The sequence below is a fragment of the Mesorhizobium sp. M0244 genome, from assembly GCF_040321795.1.
Lineage (GTDB): Bacteria > Pseudomonadota > Alphaproteobacteria > Rhizobiales > Rhizobiaceae > Mesorhizobium.
Map to the genome: position 1 here is coordinate 162,156 of NZ_JAMYSE010000004.1, position 23,686 is coordinate 185,841.

Annotated in this window: 23 protein-coding genes; 14 read left to right on the plus strand and 9 right to left on the minus strand. The window is 62.8% G+C overall.

All coding sequences use genetic code 11. From position 1 onward, the window contains the following. Positions 1–12 precede the first annotated feature (12 nt). The 4 genes from NKJ08_RS05605 to NKJ08_RS05620 all read right to left on the minus strand — a co-directional run bounded on the left by NKJ08_RS05605 (position 13) and on the right by NKJ08_RS05620 (position 5,461). Positions 13–978, minus strand: a complete 966-nt coding sequence (locus NKJ08_RS05605) for an ABC transporter permease (protein WP_352525115.1) — start codon at positions 976–978, stop codon at positions 13–15. Next, complete coding sequence (locus tag NKJ08_RS05610) at positions 975–2,528, minus strand: sugar ABC transporter ATP-binding protein (protein ID WP_352525116.1); 1,554 nt, start codon at positions 2,526–2,528, stop codon at positions 975–977. The genes NKJ08_RS05605 and NKJ08_RS05610 overlap by 4 nt, the downstream gene beginning before the upstream one ends. Positions 2,529–2,632: 104 nt before the next feature. Next, a complete protein-coding gene (locus NKJ08_RS05615) occupies positions 2,633–3,628 on the minus strand; it encodes an ABC transporter substrate-binding protein (RefSeq protein WP_352525118.1) in 996 nt (331 codons plus the stop codon). A gap of 327 nt (positions 3,629–3,955) precedes the next feature. Beyond that, a complete protein-coding gene (locus NKJ08_RS05620) occupies positions 3,956–5,461 on the minus strand; it encodes a UxaA family hydrolase (protein WP_352525120.1) in 1,506 nt (501 codons plus the stop codon). 250 nt (positions 5,462–5,711) lie between these two features. On the opposite strand from NKJ08_RS05620, the gene NKJ08_RS05625 reads away from it, so the two are divergent. From NKJ08_RS05625 to gnd, 6 genes are all read left to right on the plus strand, one after another. Next, positions 5,712–6,614, plus strand: a complete 903-nt coding sequence (locus tag NKJ08_RS05625) for a GntR family transcriptional regulator (protein WP_352525122.1) — start codon at positions 5,712–5,714, stop codon at positions 6,612–6,614. A 119-nt stretch (positions 6,615–6,733) separates the two neighbouring features. After that, a complete protein-coding gene (locus tag NKJ08_RS05630; RefSeq protein ID WP_352525123.1) occupies positions 6,734–7,090 on the plus strand; it encodes a DUF2946 family protein in 357 nt (118 codons plus the stop codon). 98 nt (positions 7,091–7,188) lie between these two features. Next, on the plus strand, positions 7,189–7,725 hold the full coding sequence (locus NKJ08_RS05635; protein ID WP_352525125.1) for a copper chaperone PCu(A)C: 537 nt from the start codon (positions 7,189–7,191) through the stop codon (positions 7,723–7,725). A 25-nt stretch (positions 7,726–7,750) separates the two neighbouring features. Continuing rightward, positions 7,751–8,269, plus strand: coding sequence for a YcnI family copper-binding membrane protein (locus NKJ08_RS05640; RefSeq protein ID WP_352525127.1), 519 nt, complete (start codon positions 7,751–7,753; stop codon positions 8,267–8,269). 53 nt (positions 8,270–8,322) lie between these two features. After that, complete coding sequence (locus NKJ08_RS05645) at positions 8,323–9,960, plus strand: copper resistance CopC/CopD family protein (protein ID WP_352525128.1); 1,638 nt, start codon at positions 8,323–8,325, stop codon at positions 9,958–9,960. 140 nt (positions 9,961–10,100) lie between these two features. Further along, positions 10,101–11,525 (plus strand): NADP-dependent phosphogluconate dehydrogenase, encoded by a 1,425-nt coding sequence (gene gnd / locus NKJ08_RS05650; protein ID WP_352525129.1) that lies wholly within the window; start codon positions 10,101–10,103, stop codon positions 11,523–11,525. Between the two features lie 10 nt (positions 11,526–11,535). On the opposite strand, the gene NKJ08_RS05655 is transcribed toward gnd, so the two are convergent. Both NKJ08_RS05655 and NKJ08_RS05660 read right to left on the minus strand, forming a co-directional pair. Further along, complete coding sequence (locus NKJ08_RS05655) at positions 11,536–12,591, minus strand: LacI family transcriptional regulator (RefSeq protein WP_352525131.1); 1,056 nt, start codon at positions 12,589–12,591, stop codon at positions 11,536–11,538. Positions 12,592–12,725: 134 nt separating this feature from the next. Further along, positions 12,726–12,938, minus strand: coding sequence for a hypothetical protein (locus tag NKJ08_RS05660; RefSeq protein WP_352525132.1), 213 nt, complete (start codon positions 12,936–12,938; stop codon positions 12,726–12,728). A gap of 47 nt (positions 12,939–12,985) precedes the next feature. On the opposite strand from NKJ08_RS05660, the gene NKJ08_RS05665 reads away from it, so the two are divergent. From NKJ08_RS05665 to mgrA, 7 genes are all read left to right on the plus strand, one after another. Next, positions 12,986–14,224 carry an ABC transporter substrate-binding protein gene (locus tag NKJ08_RS05665; RefSeq protein ID WP_352525133.1) on the plus strand — a complete coding sequence of 413 codons (1,239 nt, stop codon included), beginning with the start codon at positions 12,986–12,988 and terminating at the stop codon, positions 14,222–14,224. 85 nt (positions 14,225–14,309) lie between these two features. After that, positions 14,310–15,203 (plus strand): carbohydrate ABC transporter permease, encoded by an 894-nt coding sequence (locus NKJ08_RS05670; RefSeq protein ID WP_352456791.1) that lies wholly within the window; start codon positions 14,310–14,312, stop codon positions 15,201–15,203. Continuing rightward, positions 15,196–16,125 carry a carbohydrate ABC transporter permease gene (locus NKJ08_RS05675; protein ID WP_352525134.1) on the plus strand — a complete coding sequence of 310 codons (930 nt, stop codon included), beginning with the start codon at positions 15,196–15,198 and terminating at the stop codon, positions 16,123–16,125. Before NKJ08_RS05670 ends, NKJ08_RS05675 begins: the two co-directional genes overlap by 8 nt. A gap of 5 nt (positions 16,126–16,130) precedes the next feature. Continuing rightward, a complete protein-coding gene (locus tag NKJ08_RS05680) occupies positions 16,131–17,261 on the plus strand; it encodes an ABC transporter ATP-binding protein (RefSeq protein WP_352525135.1) in 1,131 nt (376 codons plus the stop codon). Positions 17,262–17,349: 88 nt separating this feature from the next. Then, positions 17,350–18,096, plus strand: a complete 747-nt coding sequence (locus NKJ08_RS05685; protein WP_352525136.1) for a sugar phosphate isomerase/epimerase family protein — start codon at positions 17,350–17,352, stop codon at positions 18,094–18,096. Positions 18,097–18,108: 12 nt separating this feature from the next. Next, entirely contained in the window at positions 18,109–19,257 is a 1,149-nt protein-coding gene (locus NKJ08_RS05690; RefSeq protein ID WP_352525137.1) for a Gfo/Idh/MocA family protein, read from the plus strand. A gap of 129 nt (positions 19,258–19,386) precedes the next feature. Further along, positions 19,387–20,433: an L-glyceraldehyde 3-phosphate reductase gene (gene mgrA, locus NKJ08_RS05695; RefSeq protein ID WP_352525138.1), complete on the plus strand. Its 1,047-nt coding sequence runs from the start codon at positions 19,387–19,389 to the stop codon at positions 20,431–20,433. 140 nt (positions 20,434–20,573) lie between these two features. Here mgrA and NKJ08_RS05700 read toward each other — a convergent pair whose 3' ends face one another. Both NKJ08_RS05700 and NKJ08_RS05705 read right to left on the minus strand, forming a co-directional pair. Continuing rightward, positions 20,574–20,936, minus strand: a complete 363-nt coding sequence (locus NKJ08_RS05700) for a hypothetical protein (RefSeq protein WP_352781516.1) — start codon at positions 20,934–20,936, stop codon at positions 20,574–20,576. 358 nt (positions 20,937–21,294) lie between these two features. Then, positions 21,295–21,594 carry a DUF2934 domain-containing protein gene (locus tag NKJ08_RS05705; protein WP_352525140.1) on the minus strand — a complete coding sequence of 100 codons (300 nt, stop codon included), beginning with the start codon at positions 21,592–21,594 and terminating at the stop codon, positions 21,295–21,297. Between the two features lie 189 nt (positions 21,595–21,783). Between NKJ08_RS05705 and NKJ08_RS05710 the strand changes: the two genes are divergently transcribed. Next, on the plus strand, positions 21,784–22,134 hold the full coding sequence (locus NKJ08_RS05710; RefSeq protein ID WP_352781517.1) for a hypothetical protein: 351 nt from the start codon (positions 21,784–21,786) through the stop codon (positions 22,132–22,134). A gap of 69 nt (positions 22,135–22,203) precedes the next feature. Here the strand turns inward: NKJ08_RS05710 and NKJ08_RS05715 are convergent, their stop codons facing one another. Further along, positions 22,204–23,301 carry a S1 family serine peptidase gene (locus tag NKJ08_RS05715; RefSeq protein WP_352781518.1) on the minus strand — a complete coding sequence of 366 codons (1,098 nt, stop codon included), beginning with the start codon at positions 23,299–23,301 and terminating at the stop codon, positions 22,204–22,206. Between the last annotated feature and the right edge of the window lie 385 nt (positions 23,302–23,686).

Here is a 23,686-nt window from a genome sequence, read left to right on the forward strand (position 1 = left end):
CTTCAATCCAGTTTATTTGCCGCGTCGGCGCAGGCCGTCGAAATAGACGATGACGATGATCAGCACGCCGGTGATGATGCGCTGCCAGAAGGCGTTGACGTTCAAGAGATTGGCGCCGTTGTTGATGGTGGCGAGGATGAAGGCGCCGAGCAGCGGCCCGTGCACGGAGCCGACAGCGCCGAACAGCGAGGTGCCGCCGATCACCGAGGAGGCGATCGCCTGCAATTCCCAGCCCTCGGCCTGCGTCGGATTGCCGATGCCAATGCGCGACGCGAGCAGCACGCCGACGAAGGCCGCGCATAGGCCCGACAGCGTGTAGGCCATGTAGATGGTGCGCTGGACGTTGACGCCTGACAGGCGCGACGCCTCGGCGTTGGAGCCGACCGAGAACAGATAGCGGCCCCAGCGGCTGTGGTGCAGGAAGATATAGGCCGGGATGCCGACCAGGATCACCATCCAGAACAGATTGGGGACGCCGACGAAGGAACTGCGCGAGAACGTCTGGAAGGCGTCGTTGTTGATCGAGATCGAGTTGCCGTTGGTCATCAACAGGCCGATGCCGCGCAGCGAGGTCAGCGTCGCCAGGGTGATGATGAAGGGCGGCAGGCCCATCTTGACGATGCCGAAGCCATGGAACATGCCGATGGCGACGCCGACCAGCAAGGTAATCAGGATGGCGAGGAAAACCGGTGTGCCGGCGTTGATCAGCATCGCAACGATGACGGTGGCGAAGCCGACAACGGCGCCGACGGAAAGGTCGATGCCGCCGGTGATGATGACGAAGGTCTGGCCGACCGCCAGGATGGCGATCATCGACCCTTGCCGCAACAGGTTGGAGATGTTGTTGGCGGAGGCGAAGCTCGGCGTCGCTACCGACAGGATGATCCATAAAAGAACCAGCAGCGCCAGCAGTGTCAGCCCGAACAGGGCGTTGTAGTTGCGTTTCGGCCTTTCGGCAGGGATCGCCTCGGTGCTCATATCTGTCCTCCCGGTCTTTCTTGTTTCTCGGCCAGCGCCTGGGTGAGGATCTCCTCGTGATCAGCGGTCCGAAACCCATGCGTAGCCACCAGCTTGCCGCGCCGGAACACATGCAGCGTGTCGGCGAGTTCATAGACCTCCGGCAGGTAGGACGAGATCAGGATGATCCCGGCTCCCTTGGATAACAGCGCGCCGAACAGGCGGTAGATCTCGGCCTTGGTGCCGACATCGACGCCGACCGTCGGCTCGTCGAAGATGAACAGCTTGGCGCCGTGGGCGAGCCATTTGCCGATGACGATCTTCTGCTGATTGCCGCCGGATAGGCTGGAGGCCAGCGCGCTACGCGTCGGCGTCTTGATGCGCAGGTCGGCGATCTGGCGATCGGCCTGCGCCTTTTCCTGCGCGCGGGAGATCAGCAGATTGCTCGAGATGCGTTTGTAGATCGGCAAATTGAGGTTGAGCCCGACCGGCAGGTTGAGACAGAGGCCCTGGTCGCGGCGGCTTTCCGGTGCCAGCGCCATGCCAAGCCGGATCGCGTCATGTTCGGAATTGACCCTGACCTCCTTGCCCTCCCAGAGGATCTGGCCGGCCGACTTGCGGTGGCGGCCATAGAGCGTGGTGACGAACTCGCTGCGCCCGGCGCCGATCAGGCCGTAGAGGCCGACGATCTCGCCGGCACGGACGGACATGGAGACATTTTCGAAGCCCTTGCCGGACAGGTTCCTGGCTTCGACGATGGTCGCGCCGGGGGTGAAATGCTCCTTGTGGTAGACCTGCTCGATGGAGCGGTTGATCATCATCTTGACCAGTTCGGCGTCATTGGTCTCGGCGATGTTCCTGGTGCCGACCAGCGTGCCGTCGCGCAGCACCGAAACGCGGTCGGCGAGCTCGAACACTTCTTCCATGCGATGGCTGATGTAGATGATGGTGACGCCTTCGCCCTTCAGCCGGCGGATCAGCGTGAACAGCTGGTCGGCCTCCTTGCGGGTGAGGTAGGCGGTTGGTTCATCGAAGATCAGGAATTTGGTGCCGCGCACGGTGGCGCGGGCGGCGGCGATCAGCTGCTGCTGACCGATGGTCAGGTCACCCAGCATGACATGCGCCGGCAGGTCGAAGCCGAGATCGTCGATGATCTTCTGCGCCTGCCTGACCATCGCCCGCTGCTGCAGGATGCCGAAGCGGGAATCCTCCTCGCCGAGGAACATGTTGGCCGCGACCGTGAGATGTCGGCACAGGACGACTTCCTGATGCACGGCATTGATGCCGAGCGCCATCGCCTCATGCGGCGTCGCCAATGCGGCGGGCTTGCCCTCCCAGATGACGTCGCCGGATGTGCGCGGCATGACGCCGGTCAGAAGCTTGATCAGGGTGGATTTGCCGGCGCCGTTCTCGCCGACGATGGCATGGATTTCGCCGGCCTTGAAGGCGAGGTTGACCGGCTTCAGCGCGTGGGTGCCGGGATAGCGCTTTTCCAGCCCGTGCAGTTCGAGGATGGTCCTGCCCGGTTCCAGCGTTGGTGCCGGATGGAGTTCCTGCGCCGTCGAAGTCATGACAATCCTCCCAGATTGGCCCCCAGATCGGCCTCACGATTGGCGCGAGTACGGGGTGTTTCCGGGGCGAAAAGGCCCCGGAAACAGTTCGCCTGTGGCGATGCTCAGTCGAGCTTCGGGTTGAGCAGCGCGTCGATCTTCGGATCCTTCATGTTGGCCTTGGTCACCAGGTTGGCGCCGGTATCGACATTGGCCTCGACCTTTTCGCCCTTCGAGGCGGCGAGTGCCGTTTTGATGCCGTCATAGCCCATCCGGTACGGATCCTGGACGACGAGAGCCGAAATGACGCCGTCATTGAGGAACTTGATCAGCTTCTCGTCGCTGTCGAAGCCGACCAGCCCGACCTTGCCTGCGAGGCTGTTCTCGGCGATCGCCTGACCGACGCCCTGCGCCATGATCAGGTTGGACGCGAAGATGCCCTTGAGATTAGGGTTGGCGGTGATCAGGTCGGTGGCGATGTTGAGGCCGGTGGTGGCCTGGCCGTCGGCATATTTGTCGGCGACCAGCTTGAGGCCGGGATATTTGGCGGCGAGCTGTTCCTTGAAACCCTGGGCGCGCTGTTCGAGCGAGCCGGCGCCCGGAAGCGCGGTGATCAGGGCGACGTCGCCCTCGACCTTGCCGCCATTGGCTTCGCCGATGGCCGCTGCGAGGCCGTCAGCGGCGACGCGGCCGCCCTGGGTGTTGTCGGTGGTCAGGAACGAGGTGAAGGCCTTGGAGTCGGCGCCGGAGTCGATGCCGATGATCTTGACCTTGGTGGCGGCCTCGTCGATCGGCTTGCCGAGCGCCTTGGCTTCGGTCGGCGCGATGACGACGGCAGCCGGATTGCCGGCGACGGCATTTTCGAGGATCGAGATCTGGCCGTTGACGTCGGTCTCGGCCTGGGCGCCGAGTTCGGGAACATTGACGCCGAGATCCTTGCCGGCCTTGCGGGCGCCGGCCAGAACGATCTGCCAGTAGAAGGACGTGGTGTCCTTGACGATGATCGGAATGGTAACGTCGGCCGCGGATGCCGGCGCCGAATGCATCACGCCGGCAAGCATCGAGGCGGCTGCAAGTGCCACGAAGGCGCGGCGGTTGAGAATGCTGGTCACGAATTTCATTAGGAGTCCTCCCTAAGTCGCCCGGTGAACGTTACAGAAGCTCCATCCGGATGGCGCGGCCCAACGGAACTTTATCAATAAAAAACAGTTACCGCATTTTGATAGTGTATCACCTCGGTCGGCGCAAGCGATGTTTGATGCCTGCTTCGAATGGCTGGGCGGGAGAGTTTTTTCCGTCGGAACTCCGCTGCCAATCTCCTCCAATATCCCGCATGGAATATTAATTCCATCGCTCAGTCAATATGGAATGTTCATTCTTTTTAAGGCTCGCAGAAGTGTGACACCTGGGATATGTCAGGTGTCCGCGATTGTCGCGGGCGGTCTGGTTTAGAGCGTCGCTCCGAGGTGCCAGGGTACGAACTCGTTGTCGCCGTAGCCGAACTCTTCGCTCTTGGTCTTGCGGCCCGAAGCTGTCTCAACGATCAGTTCGAAGATCTCGCGGCCCATGCCGGCGATGGTCTTTTCGCCCGAGGCGATGACGCCGCAATTCACGTCCATGTCCTCTTCCATCGTGTGGTACATTGTCGAGTTGCTGGCGACCTTGATCGACGGCGTCGGCCGGCAGCCGAAGCAGGAGCCGCGGCCGGTGGTGAAGACGATGACATTGGCGCCGCCCGCCACCTGGCCGGTGGCCGAGACCGGGTCGTAGCCGGGCGTGTCCATGAACACCAGCCCGTGCCCGGTGACCTTTTCGGCATAGCCGAAGACGCCGTTGAGCGGCGTCTGGCCGCCCTTGGCGACCGCGCCCAGCGACTTTTCCAGGATGGTGGTCAGGCCGCCGCGCTTGTTGCCCGGCGAGGGGTTGTTGTCGATGGAAGCGCCATGCTTGGCGACGTGGTCTTCCCACCATTTCACGTAGCCGTCGAGCTTGGCGGCGATCTCGGGGGTGGCGGCGCGATAGGCGAGCAGATGCTCGGCGCCGTAGATCTCCGTCGTCTCGGAAAGGATGCCGATGCCGCCGACGCCGGCCAGAATGTCGACGGCCGCACCCAGCGCCGGATTGGCGGTGATGCCGGACATGCCGTCGGAGCCGCCACATTGCAGGCCGACGACGATCTCGCTGACCGGGATCGGCTCACGCTGAAGCGTGCCGACCTCTTCGGCGATCTCGGCCAGCACGAGCAACGCCTTCTCGACCGATTTGCGCGAGCCGCCGGCTTCCTGGATGTTGAAATGGCGTTTTCCCGCGGCGACGCCCTTCTGGCCATAGAGGGTGAGCTGGTTGACCTCGCAGCCGAGCCCAACCATCAGCACGCCGCCGAAATTCGGGTGACGGGCATAGCCGGCAAGGGTGCGGTGCAACACCATCATGCCGTCGCCGGTGGCGCTCATGCCGCAGCCCTGGCCGTGGACGATCGGGACGAAACCGTCGATGCCGGGATATTGCGGCAGAAGCGTGCGGTTCGCCGCATCGGCGATGGCGTGGCAGACGGTGGCCGAGCAATTGACGCTGGCGAGAATGCCGATGAAGTTGCGCGTGCCGGCACGGCCGTCGGCGCGGCGGTAGCCCATGAAGGTGCGGGTGCGGTCCGCCTCGGTCGCGTGCACTGCCTCGCTCGGCGGCACCACCGGCAAACGACCGCTTTCGAAGACCAGGTTATGCGAATGGATATGCTCGCCGGGCGCGATGTCCTGCGTGGCGCGGCCGATCGCCTGGGCATATTTGACCACGGCTTCGCCGGCTGCAATCGGTTTGATCGCCACTTTGTGGCCGGGCTCGATCAGTGCGACGGCGACGGCGCCGCCCGGCAGCACGGTGCCGATCTCGATGCGGCCATTGGCGACCGCGACATTGTCGGCGGGAGACAGAAGAATGCTGGTTGCGGCGTTCACGGGAGCTTCCTGGGTATGTTCCTGGGTGCGCGAGCGGATTGACACGCGGCTCTTAACATATAATGTCTTTTATCGGGAAAAAACATTTTTGCGTCAATTGTTTTTTCGCACGAGCGCGCCGCGTCTTTTGGATGCGCGATGGAGGCACCAAAACTAGCGTTGCGCATGATGTTTTCCGAAGCGATTCCGATTTCATGCGCGAGAAACGCTTCAGGCCGGCCGCAAGCGCCGGTGCGCCACGGGGCAGGGGATGTCAAAGAGCAACAACGTTTACAAGGACGCCTATAATCGCGGTCTCCGGCTGCTCGACGAAACCAAGAGCCTGCCCTCGGAGCCGGAGCTGGGCACTCTGCTCGGCGTCAGCCGCACGACGGTCCGCACCATCCTTGCGCGCATGGAAGAGACCGGCCTGATCGACTGGAACAAGCGCAACAAGACGGTTCTGCGCGAACCGCGGCCGGACGATTTTTTCCCCGAGGAAGAGACCGACACGCTGGCTGAGATCATCGAGCGCTCCTTCATGCGGCGGCTGCTTGCCGGCGGTGCCGAAGCCGGCATGCAGATCAACGAACTCGAACTGGCGCGCGAGATCGGCGTCGGCACCACCAGCGTGCGCGAATTCCTGATCCGCTTCTCGCGCTTCGGCCTGATCGAGAAGCGCCGCAACAGCCACTGGGTGCTGAAAGGCTTTACCCGCGCCTTCGCGCTGGAGCTGACCGAAATCCGCGAAATGTTCGAACTGCGCTCGGCCGCCGCCTTTGCCGCTTTGCCCGAGGACAGCCCGGTCTGGGCCGACCTCGACCGCCTGGAGGACGAGCATCGCCGGCTGGCGCGCGAGATCGCCGCGCGCTTCAGCGAGTTCTCTGAGCTCGACGAACGCTTTCACAGGCTGATCCACCGCGCCTCGCACAACCGCTTCATCGTCGATTTCTATGACGTCATCGCCATGATTTTCCACTACCACTACCAGTGGAACAAGGCGCAGGAGCGCGAGCGCAACGAAGTCGCGGTCCAGGAGCATCTCGCCTATATCGCCGCGCTCAAATCGCGCGATCTAGCCAGGGTCGACGCCGCCTGCCGCAAGCACCTGAAATCGGCCCGCCACACGCTGCTGACGTCGATCCCGGAGGGAAGGCAGCCGCTACGCGCGTGATTGTGTTGCGTTGCCGCAGCAACGTTTTGGCGATTTTCCGGCCGCCGGCTCCGTGCTAGAGAGCTGACGTTGCTGCGTGGAGAGGCTGGTTCTTGACCATATGCCGGAAACGATGGAGCATGCCGGTCGCGTTCGCCGCGGCCTGGCTGCTCGTGCTCCAGTCGATGCTCGGCGCGTTCGCTTCCGGCATCGAACCGAACGCTTCGCAATTCGATGCTTTCGGCAACACCATCTGCACCCATGACGGTGCGACGCAACTCCCTGCCGGCGACCCGCACCCGCAGCACATGCCAGCCTGCTGCATGCTTGGTTGCAACCTCGTTTCGGCTGTCTACGCGCCACCGCCCGATGCCGGGGGCCCGGCTCGCAGCCTTTCCGTAGAAACCGTCGCCTTTATCCTGGCGGCATTCCGGCATCGCGATTTCGCCCGTGCCCGCACTCCATCCAATCCGCGCGCACCACCGGCGACGGCCTGATCCGTTCTGGTTCGCGCTGCGCAACCCTTCGCCGGCGCGTTTATCGACATCGTTCGCGACCGGCCACGGCGCGATCCCCTAAAGCTCATGGAGCAATCATGTCCCACTTTCTTCGCGCCGCCGCGTTCAGCCGCAGGCGTTTCCCGTTGCGCGGCTTCGAGGCGCATCTCGGCTTCGCGGTGTTCGTCCTTGCCCTCCTGTTCGCCAGCGCCCAGTCCGTCTTCGCGCATGAGTTCAAGGTCGGCGATATCGAGATCGGGCATCCCTGGTCGCGCGCCACACCGGCCGGCGCCAAGGTGGCCGGCGGCTATTTCACCATCACCAACTCCGGCAGTGCGCCGGATCGCCTTCTGTCGATCACCTCCGATATTTCGGCCAAGGCCGAACTGCACCAGATGGGCGTCAGCAATGGCGTCATGACCATGCGGCCGGTCACCGGCGGCCTCGAGATTCCGGCCGGCGGCAAGGTCGCGCTGGCGCCCAACGGCTATCATTTGATGTTCATGGATTTGAAGCGGCAGCCGAAGCAAGGCGAGACCTTCTCTGCCACGCTGACCTTCGAGAAAGCCGGTACCGTTACGGTCAACTTCGCCGTGCAAGGCATCGGCAGCGCGGCACCTCAGGACGACGACTGACTTGGCCGCTTCGAGAGGTACCATCATGAAGAAATCTCTTTTGCCCGGCTGCGCGCTTCTCGTCCTCGGGACCAGCATGGCCTTCGCCCACATCACGCTCGAAACGCCGGAAGCGGCGGTCGGCTCGACCTACAAGGCGGTGCTGCTTGTGCCGCATGGCTGCGAGGGCAAGGCAACGACCGCCGTTCGCGTGCAGATTCCGGAAGGGGTGCTCTCGGTCAAACCGATGCCGAAGCCGGGTTGGACGCTGCAGGTCAAGAACGGCAAGTACGAGAAGCCCTACCAGCTTTACGGCCAGGCAGTGACCAGCGGCGTCAAGGAGATCGACTGGAGCGCCGGCAGCCTGCCGGACGAATTCTACGACGAATTCGTCTTCCGCGCGACACTGGCGGCGGATCTGCCGGCAGGTCAGACGCTCTATTTCCCGGTGGTGCAGGAATGTGACGGCGTTGCCGATCGCTGGATCGAGATTCCGGCGGTCGGGCAGGCTGAGGACGCGCTGGAATTTCCGGCGCCCGGCCTCAAATTGTCGCCGAAGAAGTGAGCGCTAACGGCGGGCTTTGTTCGAAAGAGCGCGCCGCTGCTTTTGGCCATGAGATGAGCGCGGCATCCTTCCTGCGACGAGCCTGTATCGCCGGTAATTATACCGGCCGGCTTGCCGTTGGCCTGCTTGCCGCCATCATGCTGCTCGCCGCAATTGCCGCGCCGAACCCCGCCTTCGCCCACGCGGCGCTGATCAAGGCCGAGCCGGCTGACGCTGCGGTGCTGGCGCAGAGCCCGTCGCAATTGTCGCTGACCTTCACCGAGCCGGTTTCGCCGTTGGTGCTGACGCTGGTGCGGCCCGACGGCACGCCGGTCCCGCTGACCTCTTTCCGGCTCAGCGGCCAGACCGTCGAGATCGACAATCCGCAGGCGCTGACATCCGGCACGCATGTGCTGAGCTGGCGGGTGATTTCCGCCGACGGCCATCCGGTCGGCGGCTCGGTGCTGTTTTCGATCGGCACGCCGAGTGCTGCGCCGGCTGTCGCCGAAGCCGTCGACCGGGGGCTTCGTACGGCGATCTGGATCGGCAAGGTCTTTCTCTATATCGGCCTCCTTTTCGGCGTTGGCGGTGCCTTTGCGTTGGCCTGGCTGGCACAAGGCGGGCGATCCGGCCAGCGCCTGATCGCCGCGGCAATCCTGTGCGGGCTGGTCGCGGGACCCTTGTCGCTCGGCTTCCAGGGCCTGGATGCACTCGGTGCGCCGCTGGCCCGGCTGGCGCAGCCGGTCATCTGGCAGACCGCGCTCGGGACCAGCTTTGGCTGGACGGTGCTGATCGCGCTGATGGCGCTCGGCCTTAGCCTATTGTCGCTGGTTGTGCCGCCCGCCGACGCAAAGCCGCTCGCCTTGGCCGGGCTGGTTGGTGTTGGCGCAGCACTTGCCGCCAGCGGGCATGCCAGTGCTGCCGAGCCGCAGTGGCTGACCAGGCCGATGGTGTTTCTGCACGGCGCAGCGATCGCTGTCTGGGCCGGGGCGCTGGCACCGCTCGGTCTTGCCTTGAAACGGCAGCCGGCCAAAGCCGGGCCGTTGCTGCGCCGGTTTTCGCGAGCGATCCTGTTCGTCGTGGCCGTGCTTGCGGCAGCCGGCATCGTGCTCGCCGTCATCCAGGTGCAAACGCCATCGGCGCTGGTCCATACCGTTTATGGCCGGCTGCTGCTGATCAAGCTGGTGCTGCTTGTCTTTCTGTTCACGCTCGCCGCCGTCAACCGCTTTAAGCTAACGGCCCCGGCCGAGGCGGGAAATACGGAGGTCCAGAGGCGGCTGGCCCGCTCGATCGGCATCGAAGCGCTGATCGTGGTGGTGATCTTTGGCGTTGCCGCCGGCTGGCGCTTCACGCCACCGCCGCGCGCGCTGGCGATCGCCGCCGCACAGCCGGCATCGGTCCATATCCACACGCTGCAAGCGATGGCCGACCTCAGCATTGCGCCCGGCCACGCCGGGCCTGTTGCCGCTTCGATCTTCATCATGACCGGCGATTTCGGCCCGCTCGACGCCAAGCAGGTGACGCTGGTGCTGTCAAAGCCCGATTCCGGCATCGAGCCGATAAAGCGCCCGGCAACAAAGCCCGGCGACGGCACCTGGCGCGTCGACGATCTTGTCATCCCGGTCCCCGGCCGGTGGACGGCGCGGCTCGATATCCTGGTCTCGGATTTCGAGATGGTGAAGATCGAGGCACCGATCGACATCAGGCCGTGAGGACAAGCTGGTGGTCTGCAACACAATTCGGCGAGGCGGTTGACGCGGCCTTGAAGGCCCGTCAATCATCGTCATCAAGAATGGGCATCCAACCCAATCGCGGGCTCAAACCAACAAGATCCGAAAGCAGGGAAGAAACAATGGAAAAAGCCGAAATCGGCCTGATCGGCCTTGGCACGATGGGCTCCAACCTGGCGCTCAATATCGCCGAGAAGGGGCACCGCATCGCAGTCTTCAACCGCACCGCGGCGCGCACCGATGCCTTTGTCGAAAATGCCGGCGCGCTCAGGGATATGGTGGTGCCCTGCTATAGCCTCGAGGAACTGGCCTCCGCGATCCGGCCGCCGCGGCCGATCATCATCATGGTGCTGGCCGGCAAACCGGTCGACGAGCAGATCACGGCATTGCGCGGGGTGCTGTCGGCCAACGACATCGTCATCGACGCCGGCAATGCCAATTTCCGCGATACGATGCGGCGCTTTTCCGAGCTTTCCAGCTCCGGCCTGACCTTCATCGGCATGGGCGTGTCCGGTGGCGAGGAGGGCGCACGCCACGGTCCCTCGATCATGGTCGGCGGCACCGAAGAGTCCTGGAAGCGCGTCGAAAAGGTGCTGACCGCAATCTCGGCCAAGTTCAAGGGCGAGCCTTGCGCGGCGTGGCTCGGCACCGACGGCGCCGGGCACTTCGTCAAGACCATTCACAACGGCATCGAATATGCCGACATGCAGATGATCGCCGAGATCTACGGCATATTGCGCGACGGGCTCGGCATGGGGCCGAAAGAGATCGCTGAGGTGTTTTCCCAGTGGAACACCGGTCGGCTTAACTCGTATTTGATCGAGATCACTGCCAAGGTGCTGGCCGCCGACGATCCCAAGACCGGCAAGCCGGTCGTCGACATCATCCTCGACCGCGCCGGCCAGAAAGGCACCGGCAAATGGTCGGTGATCGAGGCGCAGCAGCTCGGCATCCCGGCCACCGCGATCGAGGCGGCGGTGGCGGCGCGCGTGCTGTCGTCGATCAAGGACGAGCGGCTTGCCGCCGGAAAGGTCTATGGCGGCGGCGTGAGCAAGATTTCCGGAGACAGGGACGCACTGCTCGGCGATCTCGAGCTGGCGCTGTTTGCCGGCAAGATCGCCGCCTACGCGCAAGGCTTCGCGGTGATGAGCGGCGCGTCGAAGGAATTCAACTGGAACCTGCCGATGCCGGTCATCGCCAAGATCTGGCGGGCCGGCTGCATCATCCGCTCGCAATTGCTGGATACGATGGCGGAGGCCTTCGGCGCCGGCGGCGCAGCCACCAACCTGTTGATGGCGCCGGCTTTCGTTTCATTGATGCAGGAGGCACATCCGTCGCTTCGCCGTGTCGTGGCAAGGGCAGCCGAAGCCGGCTCGCCGGTGCCGGCCCTGTCATCGGCGCTTGCCTATTTCGACAGTTACCGGCAGGGCCGCGGCACTTCGAACCTGATCCAGGCGCAGCGCGATTTCTTCGGTGCGCATGGCTTCGAGCGCATCGACGGGCAAGGCGCTTTCCATGGCCCGTGGGGAAGCGGCGCGGCGGGTTGACCGACGCCGCTTAAGTGGACGCCGGGCGGCGATAGGCCTGCACTTCGCCCGGCACGCTCAGGCTTTGCAGGGAGCCGGGTGCGGCGCCGCCGATCCAGCCCAGCACCGAGCGGGCGAGCTCGGCGCCGGCCAGCCGGAAGTTCTCGTTGACGACCAGCAATTCGCTGCGAAACAGATGCAGAAGCTCCGACGACTGCTTGGATACCACATCGACATCGCGGCCAAGCTTAAGGCCGGCATCTTCGATGCCGGCGACGATGGCGAGCGTCGCGGCGGCGGCGCTGCTGATGAAACCATCCGGACGGTTTTCGCGGCGCATCAGCTGCGCGGTCCGCATTCTGATCTGCTCGATCGAATGATCGATCGAAACGGTGTTGAACGGGATTTCGCTGGCGCCGACCTCGCTCAGCGCATCGGCAAAGCCGGCGAGCATGTGGCCGTGATAAGTCAGCTCGACGGGCGGCGCCAGCAGAGCCAGCCGGCGGCGGCCGATGCCGGCCAGATGGCGCACTGCCTCGGCCGCGAAAGCGTAATTGTCGAAATCATGGTAGGGGTGGATCAGCCCCATATCCGTGCGGCCGTGCGTGGCAAAGGGAATGCCGCGCTCCAGCATATAGCGGGCCCTCGGGTCGTTCGGCTGCGTGCGCGAAATGATGACGCCGTCGGCTGAACCGGTTTCCACGAGATAACGGATCGGGTCCAGCGGATCCTGCGAGCGCGAATAGGGCGTCACGATCAAATGATAGGGCGTATCGGCGATGACTTCCGAAACTCCGTAGATGATATCCGAGACAAAGCTCATGATCTCGTGCTCGGTGTTGAGCACCAGGCTGATGACATTGGTCTTGCCGGTCCGCAGGCGCACGCCGGCGCGGTTGGGCCGATAACCGATCTGCTTGGCGACAAGCTGGACGCGCCGCTTGGTCTCGGCGCCGATCTCAGGCGCGTCCTTTAACGCGCGCGACACGGTGGTGACGCCCAGCCCGGTCATGAAGGCGAGCGTCTTCAGTGTCGGCCGGCCCTGGCCCGACGCCTCGTCGGCCTTCTCTTTTTGATGCCTGTTCATTCGTCCCGCCCCGTCAGGCGCATAGCAGTTGCCGGGCAGGCCGGCAATCGGCGGGCCGCGGGTACGCCGCGGGCCTTCACCGAATGAGACCGCTATATACTGAAACGTTACAGATTGTCACTGCCATCGCCTTATCACTGGTGACAGGCGCAAAATGAGCGATACTTCAATCGGCGCAGAAAGAGCGACTGGAACGGGCTTTTCTCGTTTTTGGGCGCCGCAGCATTTACTTTCGCGATGCAACCTCTCTTGTTGCGTTGCGGTAGGCTGGCGAGCTGATTGATTTTATTCGTGTTTCGAAAAAATGTGATGGCGCCTTTGCCCGAGGGGTTGCGCGTCTGAAGCAATTGCCGTATCCAAAATCTGTAACGTTTCAGATTCTGGGAGGAACGAAATGCGATACCAACTCATGACTGCTGCGCTGGCAGCGACGGCCGCGCTGCAGTTCGCCGGCCCGGCGGCCGCGACGGATCTGGAAGTCACCCATTGGTGGACTTCGGGCGGTGAAGCGGCGGCGGTTGCCGAACTCGCCAAGGCTTTCGACGCGACTGGCAATCATTGGGTGGATGGCGCTATCGCCGGCTCCGGCGGCACGGCGCGGCCGATCATGATCAGCCGCATCACCGGCGGCGACCCTATGGGCGCGACCCAGTTCAATCACGGCCGGCAGGCGGAAGAATTGGTGCAGGCCGGGCTGATGCGCGACCTCACCGATCTCGCCACCAAGGAGAAGTGGACGGAAATCGTGCAGCCGAAGAGCCTGCTCGACGGCTGTACCCTCGACGGCAAGATCTATTGCGTGCCGGTCAATATCCATTCCTGGCAGTGGCTGTGGCTGTCGAACGCCGCCTTCGAAAAAGCCGGCGTGCCGGTGCCGAAGAACTGGAATGAATATGTCGCTGCCGCGCCCGCGCTGGAAAAAGCAGGCATCCAGCCGCTCGCGGTCGGCGGCCAGCCCTGGCAAGCCTCCGGCGCTTTCGACGTGCTGCTTGCGGCGGTCGGCGGCACCGACGCGTTCCTCAAGGTCTACAAGGACAAGGACGCGGAATTCGCCGCCGGGCCCGAGGTCGCCAAGGTCTTCAAGGCGGCGGACGACGCCCGCAAGATGGCGAAGAACACCAATGTGCAGGACTGGAACCAGGCCACCAATCTGGTCATCACCGGCAAGGCCGGCGGCCAGATCATGGGTGACTGGGCGCAGGGCGAGTTCCAGGTTGCCGGCCAGACCGCCGGCAAGGACTATACTTGCCTTCCGGGCCTTGGTCTCAACGAGGTCATCGCCACCGGCGGCGACGCTTTCTACTTCCCGCTGCTGAAGGACCCCGAAAAATCGAAGGCGCAGGAAGTGCTGGCCCACACGCTGCTCGATCCCAAGACACAGGTCGCCTTCAATCTCAAGAAGGGCTCGCTGCCGGTGCGCGGCGACGTCGACCTCAAGGCGGCGAACGACTGCATGAAGAAGGGGCTCGAAATCCTCGCCAAGGGCAACGTCATGCCTTGGACGGACCAGCTGCTTTCGCAGGATACGCAGAAGCAGAAGGAGGATCTTTTCTCCGAGTTCTTCGCCAAGCAGGACATGACCGTGGAAGATGCGCAGAAGCGCTTCGCCGCCATCGTCGGTTCGGCCGATTGACGATCGACAACTGCCCTCACTCCCGCCCCTGCGAGCGCAGGGTCGGGAGCGTACCGCCCTTACCCGATCCAGCGCGGCTGTGCAGATGAGCAAGAGCGAACGCCCTAGCCAACTCTTTCGCAACCTCAATGCGAAGATCGCCTCGATCCCAATGATCCTTACCGCGCTGGTGATCTTTGTCGGCGGCAGCGCGTGGACGGTGCTTTATTCCTTCACCAGTTCGAAGCTCCTGCCGCGGCTGAATTTCGTCGGGCTCGACCAGTACTACCGGCTGTGGTCGGTGCCGCGCTGGCTGGTCTCGATCGAGAACCTGCTGATCTACGGCGTGCTGTCGCTGCTGTTCTCGCTGGTGATCGGCTTCCTGCTTGCCGCCCTGCTCGACCAGAAGATCCGGTTCGAGGACACGTTCCGGACCATCTTCCTCTATCCCTTCGCCCTCTCCTTCATTGTCACCGGCCTTGTCTGGCAGTGGCTGCTCAACCCCGAATTCGGGATCCAGGGAGTGGTGCGCAGCCTCGGCTGGGAGAGCTTCAGCTTCAATCCGCTCTATGATTCCAGCATCGTCATCTACGGCATATTGATCGCCGCTCTCTGGCAGGGCACCGGACTCATCATGTGCCTGATGCTGGCCGGCCTGCGCGGGATCGACGAGGATATCTGGAAGGCAGCGCGGGTCGACGGGATACCAACCTGGAAGACCTATCTGTTCATCATCATACCGATGATGCGGCCGGTCTTCATCACCACGCTCGTCATCATCGCTGCCGGTATCGTCAAGATCTATGACCTGGTTGTCGCCCAGACCAGCGGCGGGCCCGGCATCGCCTCCGAAGTCCCGGCCAAATATGTCTATGACTACATGTTCTTCGCCCAGAACCTCGGTCAGGGGTTCGCCGCGTCGACCATGATGCTGCTGTCGGTGATCATCGTCATCGTGCCGTGGGCCTATCTCGAGTTTGGAGGCAAGAAGCGTGTCTGACCATACCGTTTCCTTGCCGGCCGGCCCCGGCACGCTCGAAGCGTACGGGCCGAGCGGGCCGAAGCCGCGGCATATGTTCTCGCGCCGCAACATCTTCCTCTACGGCACGCTCATCGTGGTGGCGCTCTACTATCTTTTGCCGCTCTACGTGATGGTGGTGACATCGCTCAAAGGCATGCCCGAGATACGCCTCGGCAACATCTTCTCGCCGCCGATGGAGATCACCTTCGAGCCCTGGGTCAAGGCCTGGTCGAGCGCCTGCACCGGGCTCAATTGCGACGGGCTGTCGCGCGGCTTCTGGAATTCCGTGCGCATCACCATTCCGTCGGTGATCCTGTCGATCGCGCTCGCCTCCGTGAACGGCTATGCGCTTGCCAACTGGCGCTTCAAAGGGGCCGACACCTTCTTCATCATCCTGATCGTCGGCGCCTTCATCCCCTACCAGGTGATGATCTATCCGATCGTCATCATCCTGCGCGAGATCGGCCTCTATGGCAGCCTCAGCGGCCTAGTGATCGTCCATTCCATCTTCGGCATGCCGATCCTCACACTTTTGTTCCGCAACTACTTCTCTTCCATGCCGGAGGAGCTGTTCCGGGCAGCGCGCGTCGACGGCGCCGGCTTCTGGGGCATCTATTTCCGCATCATGCTGCCGATGTCGCTGCCGATCTTCGTTGTCGCCATCATCCTGCAGGTGACCGGCATCTGGAACGATTTCCTGTTCGGCGTCGTCTACACCCGCCCCGACACCTATCCGATGACGGTGCAGCTCAACAACATCGTCAACTCGGTGCAAGGCGTGAAGGAATACAACGTCAACATGGCAGCCACCATCCTGACCGGCCTCGTGCCGCTGATCGTCTATTTCCTGTCCGGAAAATTGTTTGTGCGCGGCATCGCCGCCGGCGCGGTGAAAGGATGATGGCGATGACCGCAAACCGCAGCGTTGAGGTAAACGGCAGCAGGGGGGCAAACGGCACCAGCGTCTCGATCCAGAACCTGTCGCTGAATTTCGGCGCGGTATCGGTGCTGCAGACGCTCAATCTCGATGTCGCCGAAGGCGAGTTCATCGTGCTGCTCGGCCCGTCCGGCTGCGGCAAGTCGACCTTGCTCAACTGCATTGCCGGGCTGCTCGACGTTTCCGAAGGCCGCATCTTCATCAAGGGCAAGAACGTCACCTGGGAAGAGCCCAAGGACCGCGGCATCGGCATGGTGTTCCAGTCCTATGCGCTCTATCCGCAGATGACGGTGGAGAAAAACCTGTCGTTTGGGCTGCGCGTTGCCGGCCTCGCCAAGGACGAGATCGCCAAGCGCATCGCCCGGGCCGCCGAGATCCTGCAGATCGAGCCGCTTTTGCATCGCAAGCCCGCGGCTCTGTCCGGCGGCCAGCGCCAGCGCGTGGCGATCGGGCGCGCACTTGTCCGCGACGTCGATGTCTTTCTGTTCGACGAGCCGCTCTCCAATCTCGACGCCAAGCTACGCGCGGAATTGCGCGTTGAGATAAAGCTGCTGCATCGCAAGCTGGAAAACACCATGATCTACGTCACCCACGACCAGATCGAGGCGATGACGCTGGCCGACCGCATCGCGGTGATGAAGGGCGGCGTGATCCAGCAGCTCGATGCGCCGCAGACGATCTATAACCGGCCGGTCAACCGGTTTGTCGCCGGCTTCCTCGGCTCGCCGGCGATGAACTTTCTCGACGGCAGGCTGGAGCAGGCGGAAGGCGACTGGCACTTTGTCGTCGAGGATGTGCGGATCCCGCTTGCCACCTATGCTTTCGAGAAGGACCCGGTGCCGGGCCCGGCCGTGTTCGGCATCCGCCCCGAGCATGTCGCGTTCAACAGCGGGGCGGGATGGCCGTTCGCAGCCACGGCAAATGTCGAGGTCGTCGAGCCCATGGGTTCCGACACGCTGGTGTGGCTGAAGCTCGGCGGCCAGAATTTCACTGTACGCGTGACATCGGAACGCACGCCGAAGAACGCCGAGGCGGTGGGCATCGGATTTGACCCGATGCGCGCCTCGCTGTTCGACGCCGCAACCGGCAGCCGCCTCTAGATCATGATTTAACCGTCCAACATCCATCCCTCGCCCAAGACTTAACCCTCCCCCAAGACTAACCCTCCCAAGAAAACGGACAGACACGATGAACTGGTCATTCCAACTTTACAGCGCCCGCAATTTCCAGCCCTGGGAGGGCGTGCTCAAAATGCTGGGCGAGCTTGGTTACAGCCAAGTCGAAGGGTTCGGCGGCGTCTATGACGATCCCAAGGCCTTCCGTGCCGAGCTCGACAAGAACGGGCTCGCCATGCCGACCGGGCATTTCTCGATCGACGCACTCGAGAAGGATTTCGACGGCGTGCGCAGAACGGCCGATGCGCTCGGCATCACGCTGCTCATCTGCCCCTTCCTGAACGCCGAGTTCAGGCCGGCCGACGCGGCCGGCTGGCGCGGCTTCGGTGAACGGCTGGCCAAGGTCGGCGAGACGGCTGAGAAAGCCGGCTATGGTTTTGCCTGGCACAACCATGATTTCGAGTTCAAGGCGCTTGCCGACGGCTCGGTGCCGCAGGACCATATCCTGTCTTCGGCGCCCGATATCGGCTGGGAGATGGACGTCGCCTGGGTGGTGCGCGGCGGCGTCGACCCGCTGCCCTGGATCGAAAAGCACGGCAAGCGCATCGTCGCCGCCCATGTCAAGGACATGGCCAAGCCGGGCGAGGGCCTCGACGAGGACGGCTGGTCCGACGTCGGCCACGGCACCATCGACTGGCCCGGCCTGATCAAGGCGCTGCGCGCCAAAAGTGCGGCAAAATACTACGTCATGGAACAGGACAACCCCAACGACATCGAGCGCTTTGCCCGCCGCTCGATCGCAGCCGCCAAGACCTATTAGGAGCACACCAGCATGGCAACAAAACTTGGGATTGGCGTCATCGGCTGCGGCAACATCTCGAAGGCGTATTTTTCACTGGCGCCGCTATTTCGCGGCATCGAGATGCGCGCCTGCGCCGATATCAACATGGAAGCGGCGAAAGCGCGGGCAAAGGAGTTCAAGCTGCGCGCCGAGACCGTCGAGGGGCTGCTCAAGGCGGACGATATCGACATCATCGTCAACCTGACCATTCCGGCGGTGCATTACGAGGTGTCGAAGCAGATCCTCGACGCCGGCAAGCACGTCTATTCGGAGAAGCCGTTCGTACTGTCGGTCAAGGAAGGGCTCGACCTGAAGAAGCGGGCGGAAAACAAGGGGCTTCGCATCGGTTCGGCGCCCGATACGTTCCTTGGCGGCGCACACCAGCTTGTCCGCGACCTGATCGACACCGGCAGGCTCGGCAGGATCACCAGCGGCACCTGTCATGTGATGAGCCATGGGATGGAGCATTGGCACCCCAATCCGGACTTCTTCTTCCAGCCAGGCGCCGGCCCGGTGCTCGACATCGGACCCTATTATATCACCAATCTGATCCAGCTGATCGGGCCGGTGAAGCAGGTCGCCGCCTTCGCTTCGATCCCGATGACGGAACGCATCATCAGCTCGAAGCCGCGCGTCGGCGAAAAGATCCCGGTCTCCACGCCGACGACGATCCACGGGGTGTTGGAGTTCGAGAACGGCGCCGTGGTGACGCTCAATACCAGTTGGGACGTCTGGAGCCACGGCCACGCGCCGATGGAGCTCTATGGCGAGGCGGGCACGGTGTTCGTGCCGGATCCGAACTTCTTCGGCGGCGAGGTGCGCTACACCGAAGCCGCCAAGCCGGTGAAGAAGCTGCCGAAATGGCGGCACCCGTTCGGCGTGCCCAACGAGATGCACTCGCAAGGCATGATGGCCAACTACCGCACCGCCGGTCTGGCCGACATCGCGATCGCGATTACCGAAGGCCGGCCGCACCGCTGCTCGATGGAACTGGCGCTGCATGCCGTCGACGTCATGACCGGCCTGTTGCGTTCGGGCGAGACCGGAAAGTTCGTTGCCATGCAGACCAGCTGCGAGCGGCCTGAAGCGCTCGGCGTCAAGGCGGCGAAAGAGCTGCTGGCGAAGAAGAAAACGAAGTAGGCGGCGCACTCAAGGGATCGCGGCCCCCTCCCCGTTCTTACGGGGCGAGGGTAAGGGGTGAGGGGCGGAGCCGACTCACCCGTTTTCGCGGCGGCAATTGTCGAACTCGCTTCAATCTGAGGATTTCCCATGCCCTATGTCCCCGCCGAAAACCGCTACGAAAAGATGATCTACAATCGCTGCGGGCGGTCCGGCCTGAAGCTGCCGGCGATCTCGCTTGGGCTCTGGCACAATTTCGGCGACGACACACCGCATAGAACCAAGCAGGCGATCACCCGCAAGGCCTTCGACCTCGGCGTCACGCATTTCGACCTCGCCAACAATTACGGCCCGCCGCCCGGCTCGGCGGAGCGGGCTTTCGGCGAGATCCTGCGGACGGACTTTGCCGGCTATCGCGACGAGCTGATCATCTCGACCAAGGCCGGCTACGAAATGTGGGCAGGACCTTATGGCGAGTGGGGCGGGCGCAAATATGTGCTGGCCAGCCTCGACCAGAGCCTGAAGCGGATGGGGCTCGACTATGTCGACATCTTCTATTCGCACCGCTTCGACCCCGAAACACCTCTGGAAGAGACGATGGGTGCGCTCGATCACGCGGTGCGCTCGGGCAAGGCGCTTTATGCCGGCATTTCCTCCTACAATTCGCAGCGCACACGCGAGGCCGCCGACATATTGAAACAGCTCGGCACGCCTTGCGTGATCCATCAGCCGAGCTATTCGATGCTCAATCGCTGGGTCGAGGATGACGGCCTGCTCGATACGCTTGAGGGGCTTGGCGTCGGTTCGATCGTGTTCTCACCGCTGGCGCAAGGCATGCTGACCGACAAATATCTCGGCGGCATCCCCGACGGCAGCCGCGCCAGCCAGGGCAAGTCGCTGCGCCCGGCCTTCATCAACGACAAATCCATCGCCAATATCGAGGCGCTGAACGTGATCGCCCGTCGCCGCGGCCAGACGCTGGCGCAGATGGCGCTGGCCTGGGTGCTGCGCAGGGGCAGGGTGACGTCGGCGCTGATCGGCGCCAGCCGGCCGGAACAGGTCGAGGATTGCGTCAGCGCGCTGAAGGCGCTCGACTTCAGCGATGCCGAGCTCGCCGAGATCGACACCTTTGCACGCGAGTCGGATATCAATCTCTGGGCGGCGTCGGCCGAGCGCAAGGGTCCGCCAAGGAAGTAGGCGACTGCGGCATCCACGGCTCAGACCGGGAACGACGATGCGAGCATGGTGAGCCACGCGGTCAATCTACACAACGACAGCCGGGCGAACATAGTAAAGAGTGCACTGTCACCGTAATTCCTCGTAATTCCTGCCAGGCTTCAGGGAAGGTGTTCGAGTGTATCTGGCTTTGTGCGACGAAAGCTAACTTGCTCCAATTTTCCAATTTCTAGTTCGACAGAGATGCGTCCGCCGTCGTTGAGCTCTATTTCGAGGGCGTCTTGATCGAATTTTACGGGAACTATGCTCATACCTATTTTCCAAAGAATTGGAAGTGATCCTTTGTGTTTTACGACATCGTAATTTGAGAGCTCATCTGAAATATAGACTTTAAAATCTCTATTTATATCTGTCGATATCCTATCGCCCATGTCTAAGGATAAAGCTTCAATCACAACCGAATACAATTCGATTCTAATCAAAGTTACTTCGGTATTCTCAACCCATGATATCCTATTACTCATTACGGAAACCTCAATGAATTGAATGGATCTACAGCATAGTAAGGCAAAGATCGCTATCATTCAGTACAGTCCACCCGGTAACTGGTGAAATTTAATTACGATGACGGTGCACCTTTTTGAGCCGCGACATCCGTGTCGAGCAAATCGAACAGCCCGTCGACGATGGCAGCCGGTCCTTCATCGGTCTCAGATCCACAACGCCGTCGAGTTGATCCGTCAGATGCGCCCGGGCGCTTGACCAAGGCCAATCGGCCGCCTGCCTCACCAGTCCGGCGCGCACAGGGTCCGGCAACTCGCGTGCGCGGGGTCAGATTTGCCACTTCAGTTGGCAGCCGTCTTCGACCTCGACAGCCAGCGGCTAACTTTCGGCTGCCTTGAGGCTCCGCGCGGCTTCCTCGAGCGTCGCTCTATCGTTGCCAAGTCTGTCGATCAGGTCTTGCGCCTGATCACCGGTTATCCCGGTGCGCATCGCCAGCGCCTCGACCGTCAGAACGTCGGAACTGGCGATCGTTCCAGCCGGAACGCGGTCCGCGTCGTCGAGGTCAAGCTCATGTTTCGCCTGCTGCCAATGACGCTCATGGGCGCCGTGCGGGCGGCCCTCGCGCACCCAGATTTCATATGCTCGCTGCCGAATTTTTTCATGCCGATCGTCATCCATGGCGGTTCCTCCCTTGTGGGTTTTCACCAACGCCGGGAGTGCCGGAACGATCCGACGCTCGCGCCGATTTCTCACACAAGCCGGGACAAACCCGGATTTTCATCGAACAAACACCGGACAGACGCGTTTTGCGGAGGAACCTAGATAGCGGGCCGGCCGTTGATCCGAACCTGAGCAAAGGAGATAACGATGGCCGACGAACCGAACGAATCCGCAGCACCGAAAATGACTCAGCGTGAAGCTCAGGAAGCCCTGGAGAAGCAGGTCGCGCAACTGAGGCGCGAGATCAACAAGATCAACCGGACCTTGGCCGAACGCGCGGAAGAGGCGATCGAGGACGCCGGCGATTGGTATGACAACGCTGCTGAGCGCGCCTCTCGGACGGCACAAGCCCTCCGCAACAGGGCGCAGACAGTGTCCGGGGTTGTCCAGGAGAATCCTGGCACAGTATCGTCCGCCTTCATACTCGGAGCGGCCGTAGGGGCGCTACTGGGCCTCGCCTTGGCCGCCACAGACCAGCGCCGCGATCGCTGGTTCTAGTCCCAACCTTAAGTTTCCGGACAGAAACGGCGGGATTGCTCCCGCCGTTCATTCAGCAGGCGAACGCGGTCAGGGCGTCGCCGGCTTCTGAGCCGTGCCGAGGGCCGCCTTGGGCGCTGCGGGTGCGGGAGCCGCCGTCTTCATCTTGTCCTCGATCCAGCCAGTGTAGTTGGCCAGCCGCGTGTAGATGCCGTAAGCGTTCTTGTGGCCGCAGGCGGCGCTGCCGTCGGCCGGACCTTCGCCCCAGCTGACGACACCGACCTGCACCGGACCGTCGGCGCCGGTCATGAACAGCGGTCCGCCGCTGTCGCCATTGCAGGCGTCGCGCTCGCCGCTGGCGGTGCCGGCGCAGATCATGTTGCCGGTCAGCGGATCGGCCATATCAGCAGCAATTGCGTTGGCGGCCGCCTCGATGCCTCTTTCCGAGTAACGCATGCGGCGGGCGAGCTCGCCGAGCGCAGCCTTCAAATCATGCGCATAAATCGCCTTGATGCCGCTGTTGCAGGTTGCGTTCGGCTGGAGGTCCAGGTCGGCGACCATCAGCGCTGTGGGAAATGTTCCGTCCTGCATCTTGCCCCAGCCGGTGACCGTCGTTTTGCCGGCGTCGGGGGTCGGCTCACGGGCAAATTTGATGGTCGGGGCATCGGCCGGCGAGGCCAGCCGGATCAGGCCGAGATCGTTGTCCAGCGTCTGCTCGCTGTAGCCTTCGTTGACGATGATCTCCACCGCCTTGTAACGCTTGCCCTCGCTGAGATCGGTGGCGCCGGTGAGCACGGTGACCACATCAGGCGAAATCGGCTGGCCGTCGTCATTGAGGCAGTGCGCCGCCGTCAGCACCCATTGCGGCGCAATCAGGCTGCCGCCGCAGAACTGCGCATTCGCCTGCGAGGCCGGGCGTTCGTCCAGTCTGTCGGTGGTCAGCAATGCCACCTGGAACGGGTAGGCGCCCGTCTCGGCCTGCTTGCCGCCGTAGACGCGATCGGCGCCGTCGGGGTTCTCCGCCTTGGCTTTTGCCCGGGACTCGGCCACGCGTTTCATCGGCGAGATCGCCACCTCCGGCCGGGCGGCCGCGTCCGTGGCATGAACGGAATTGACGACCGGCAAGGCCGCCGCGATGCCAAGCAGCGAGGCGGCAGCAATCGGTCTGAACCTATGGATGATCTTCACCACGAACCCCCTCAGACGATGTTCCGACAGATCAGCCTCGACGCATAATCCACTGAAATGGAACCGGCCGGTGAGGTCATGCTCCAAGGCGAAGCACGATCTGTCACAAAACCGAGCACCACTTCTGCTAATCGTGCTGTCGAGCCAAACCCGCCCAAAATCCTATAGCCCCCCACGGGCTATGTGGAAGCAATTTGTCGTTGCCAATGTTGGATTATTTTAGGCAGTATACCGTTGCGGGCATTTTTGGCGAGGACCTAAACTGGCTGCACTGAATAATGGCCCGGTAAAGGCGCCGGCAACCAATCTCATTTTTCGGCGCCACCACTATCTCGACAATATTTCTCGATCTTGATCCAGTCCTTGCTGACTTTTGGGAGAGTCT

What these genes read in the sequence shown, in the direction of transcription:
- NKJ08_RS05605 (WP_352525115.1), bottom strand. Translation starts at nt 978, where the DNA reads ATGAGCACCGAGGCGATCCCTGCCGAAAGGCCGAAACGCAACTACAAC.
- NKJ08_RS05610 (WP_352525116.1), bottom strand. Translation starts at nt 2,528, where the DNA reads ATGACTTCGACGGCGCAGGAACTCCATCCGGCACCAACGCTGGAACCG.
- NKJ08_RS05615 (WP_352525118.1), bottom strand. Translation starts at nt 3,628, where the DNA reads ATGAAATTCGTGACCAGCATTCTCAACCGCCGCGCCTTCGTGGCACTT.
- NKJ08_RS05625 (WP_352525122.1), top strand. Translation starts at nt 5,712, where the DNA reads ATGTCAAAGAGCAACAACGTTTACAAGGACGCCTATAATCGCGGTCTC.
- NKJ08_RS05630 (WP_352525123.1), top strand. Translation starts at nt 6,734, where the DNA reads ATGCCGGTCGCGTTCGCCGCGGCCTGGCTGCTCGTGCTCCAGTCGATG.
- NKJ08_RS05635 (WP_352525125.1), top strand. Translation starts at nt 7,189, where the DNA reads ATGTCCCACTTTCTTCGCGCCGCCGCGTTCAGCCGCAGGCGTTTCCCG.
- NKJ08_RS05640 (WP_352525127.1), top strand. Translation starts at nt 7,751, where the DNA reads ATGAAGAAATCTCTTTTGCCCGGCTGCGCGCTTCTCGTCCTCGGGACC.
- NKJ08_RS05645 (WP_352525128.1), top strand. Translation starts at nt 8,323, where the DNA reads ATGAGCGCGGCATCCTTCCTGCGACGAGCCTGTATCGCCGGTAATTAT.
- gnd (WP_352525129.1), top strand. Translation starts at nt 10,101, where the DNA reads ATGGAAAAAGCCGAAATCGGCCTGATCGGCCTTGGCACGATGGGCTCC.
- NKJ08_RS05655 (WP_352525131.1), bottom strand. Translation starts at nt 12,591, where the DNA reads ATGAACAGGCATCAAAAAGAGAAGGCCGACGAGGCGTCGGGCCAGGGC.
- NKJ08_RS05665 (WP_352525133.1), top strand. Translation starts at nt 12,986, where the DNA reads ATGCGATACCAACTCATGACTGCTGCGCTGGCAGCGACGGCCGCGCTG.
- NKJ08_RS05670 (WP_352456791.1), top strand. Translation starts at nt 14,310, where the DNA reads ATGAGCAAGAGCGAACGCCCTAGCCAACTCTTTCGCAACCTCAATGCG.
- NKJ08_RS05680 (WP_352525135.1), top strand. Translation starts at nt 16,131, where the DNA reads ATGACCGCAAACCGCAGCGTTGAGGTAAACGGCAGCAGGGGGGCAAAC.
- NKJ08_RS05685 (WP_352525136.1), top strand. Translation starts at nt 17,350, where the DNA reads ATGAACTGGTCATTCCAACTTTACAGCGCCCGCAATTTCCAGCCCTGG.
- NKJ08_RS05690 (WP_352525137.1), top strand. Translation starts at nt 18,109, where the DNA reads ATGGCAACAAAACTTGGGATTGGCGTCATCGGCTGCGGCAACATCTCG.
- mgrA (WP_352525138.1), top strand. Translation starts at nt 19,387, where the DNA reads ATGCCCTATGTCCCCGCCGAAAACCGCTACGAAAAGATGATCTACAAT.
- NKJ08_RS05700 (WP_352781516.1), bottom strand. Translation starts at nt 20,936, where the DNA reads ATGAGTAATAGGATATCATGGGTTGAGAATACCGAAGTAACTTTGATT.
- NKJ08_RS05705 (WP_352525140.1), bottom strand. Translation starts at nt 21,594, where the DNA reads ATGGATGACGATCGGCATGAAAAAATTCGGCAGCGAGCATATGAAATC.
- NKJ08_RS05710 (WP_352781517.1), top strand. Translation starts at nt 21,784, where the DNA reads ATGGCCGACGAACCGAACGAATCCGCAGCACCGAAAATGACTCAGCGT.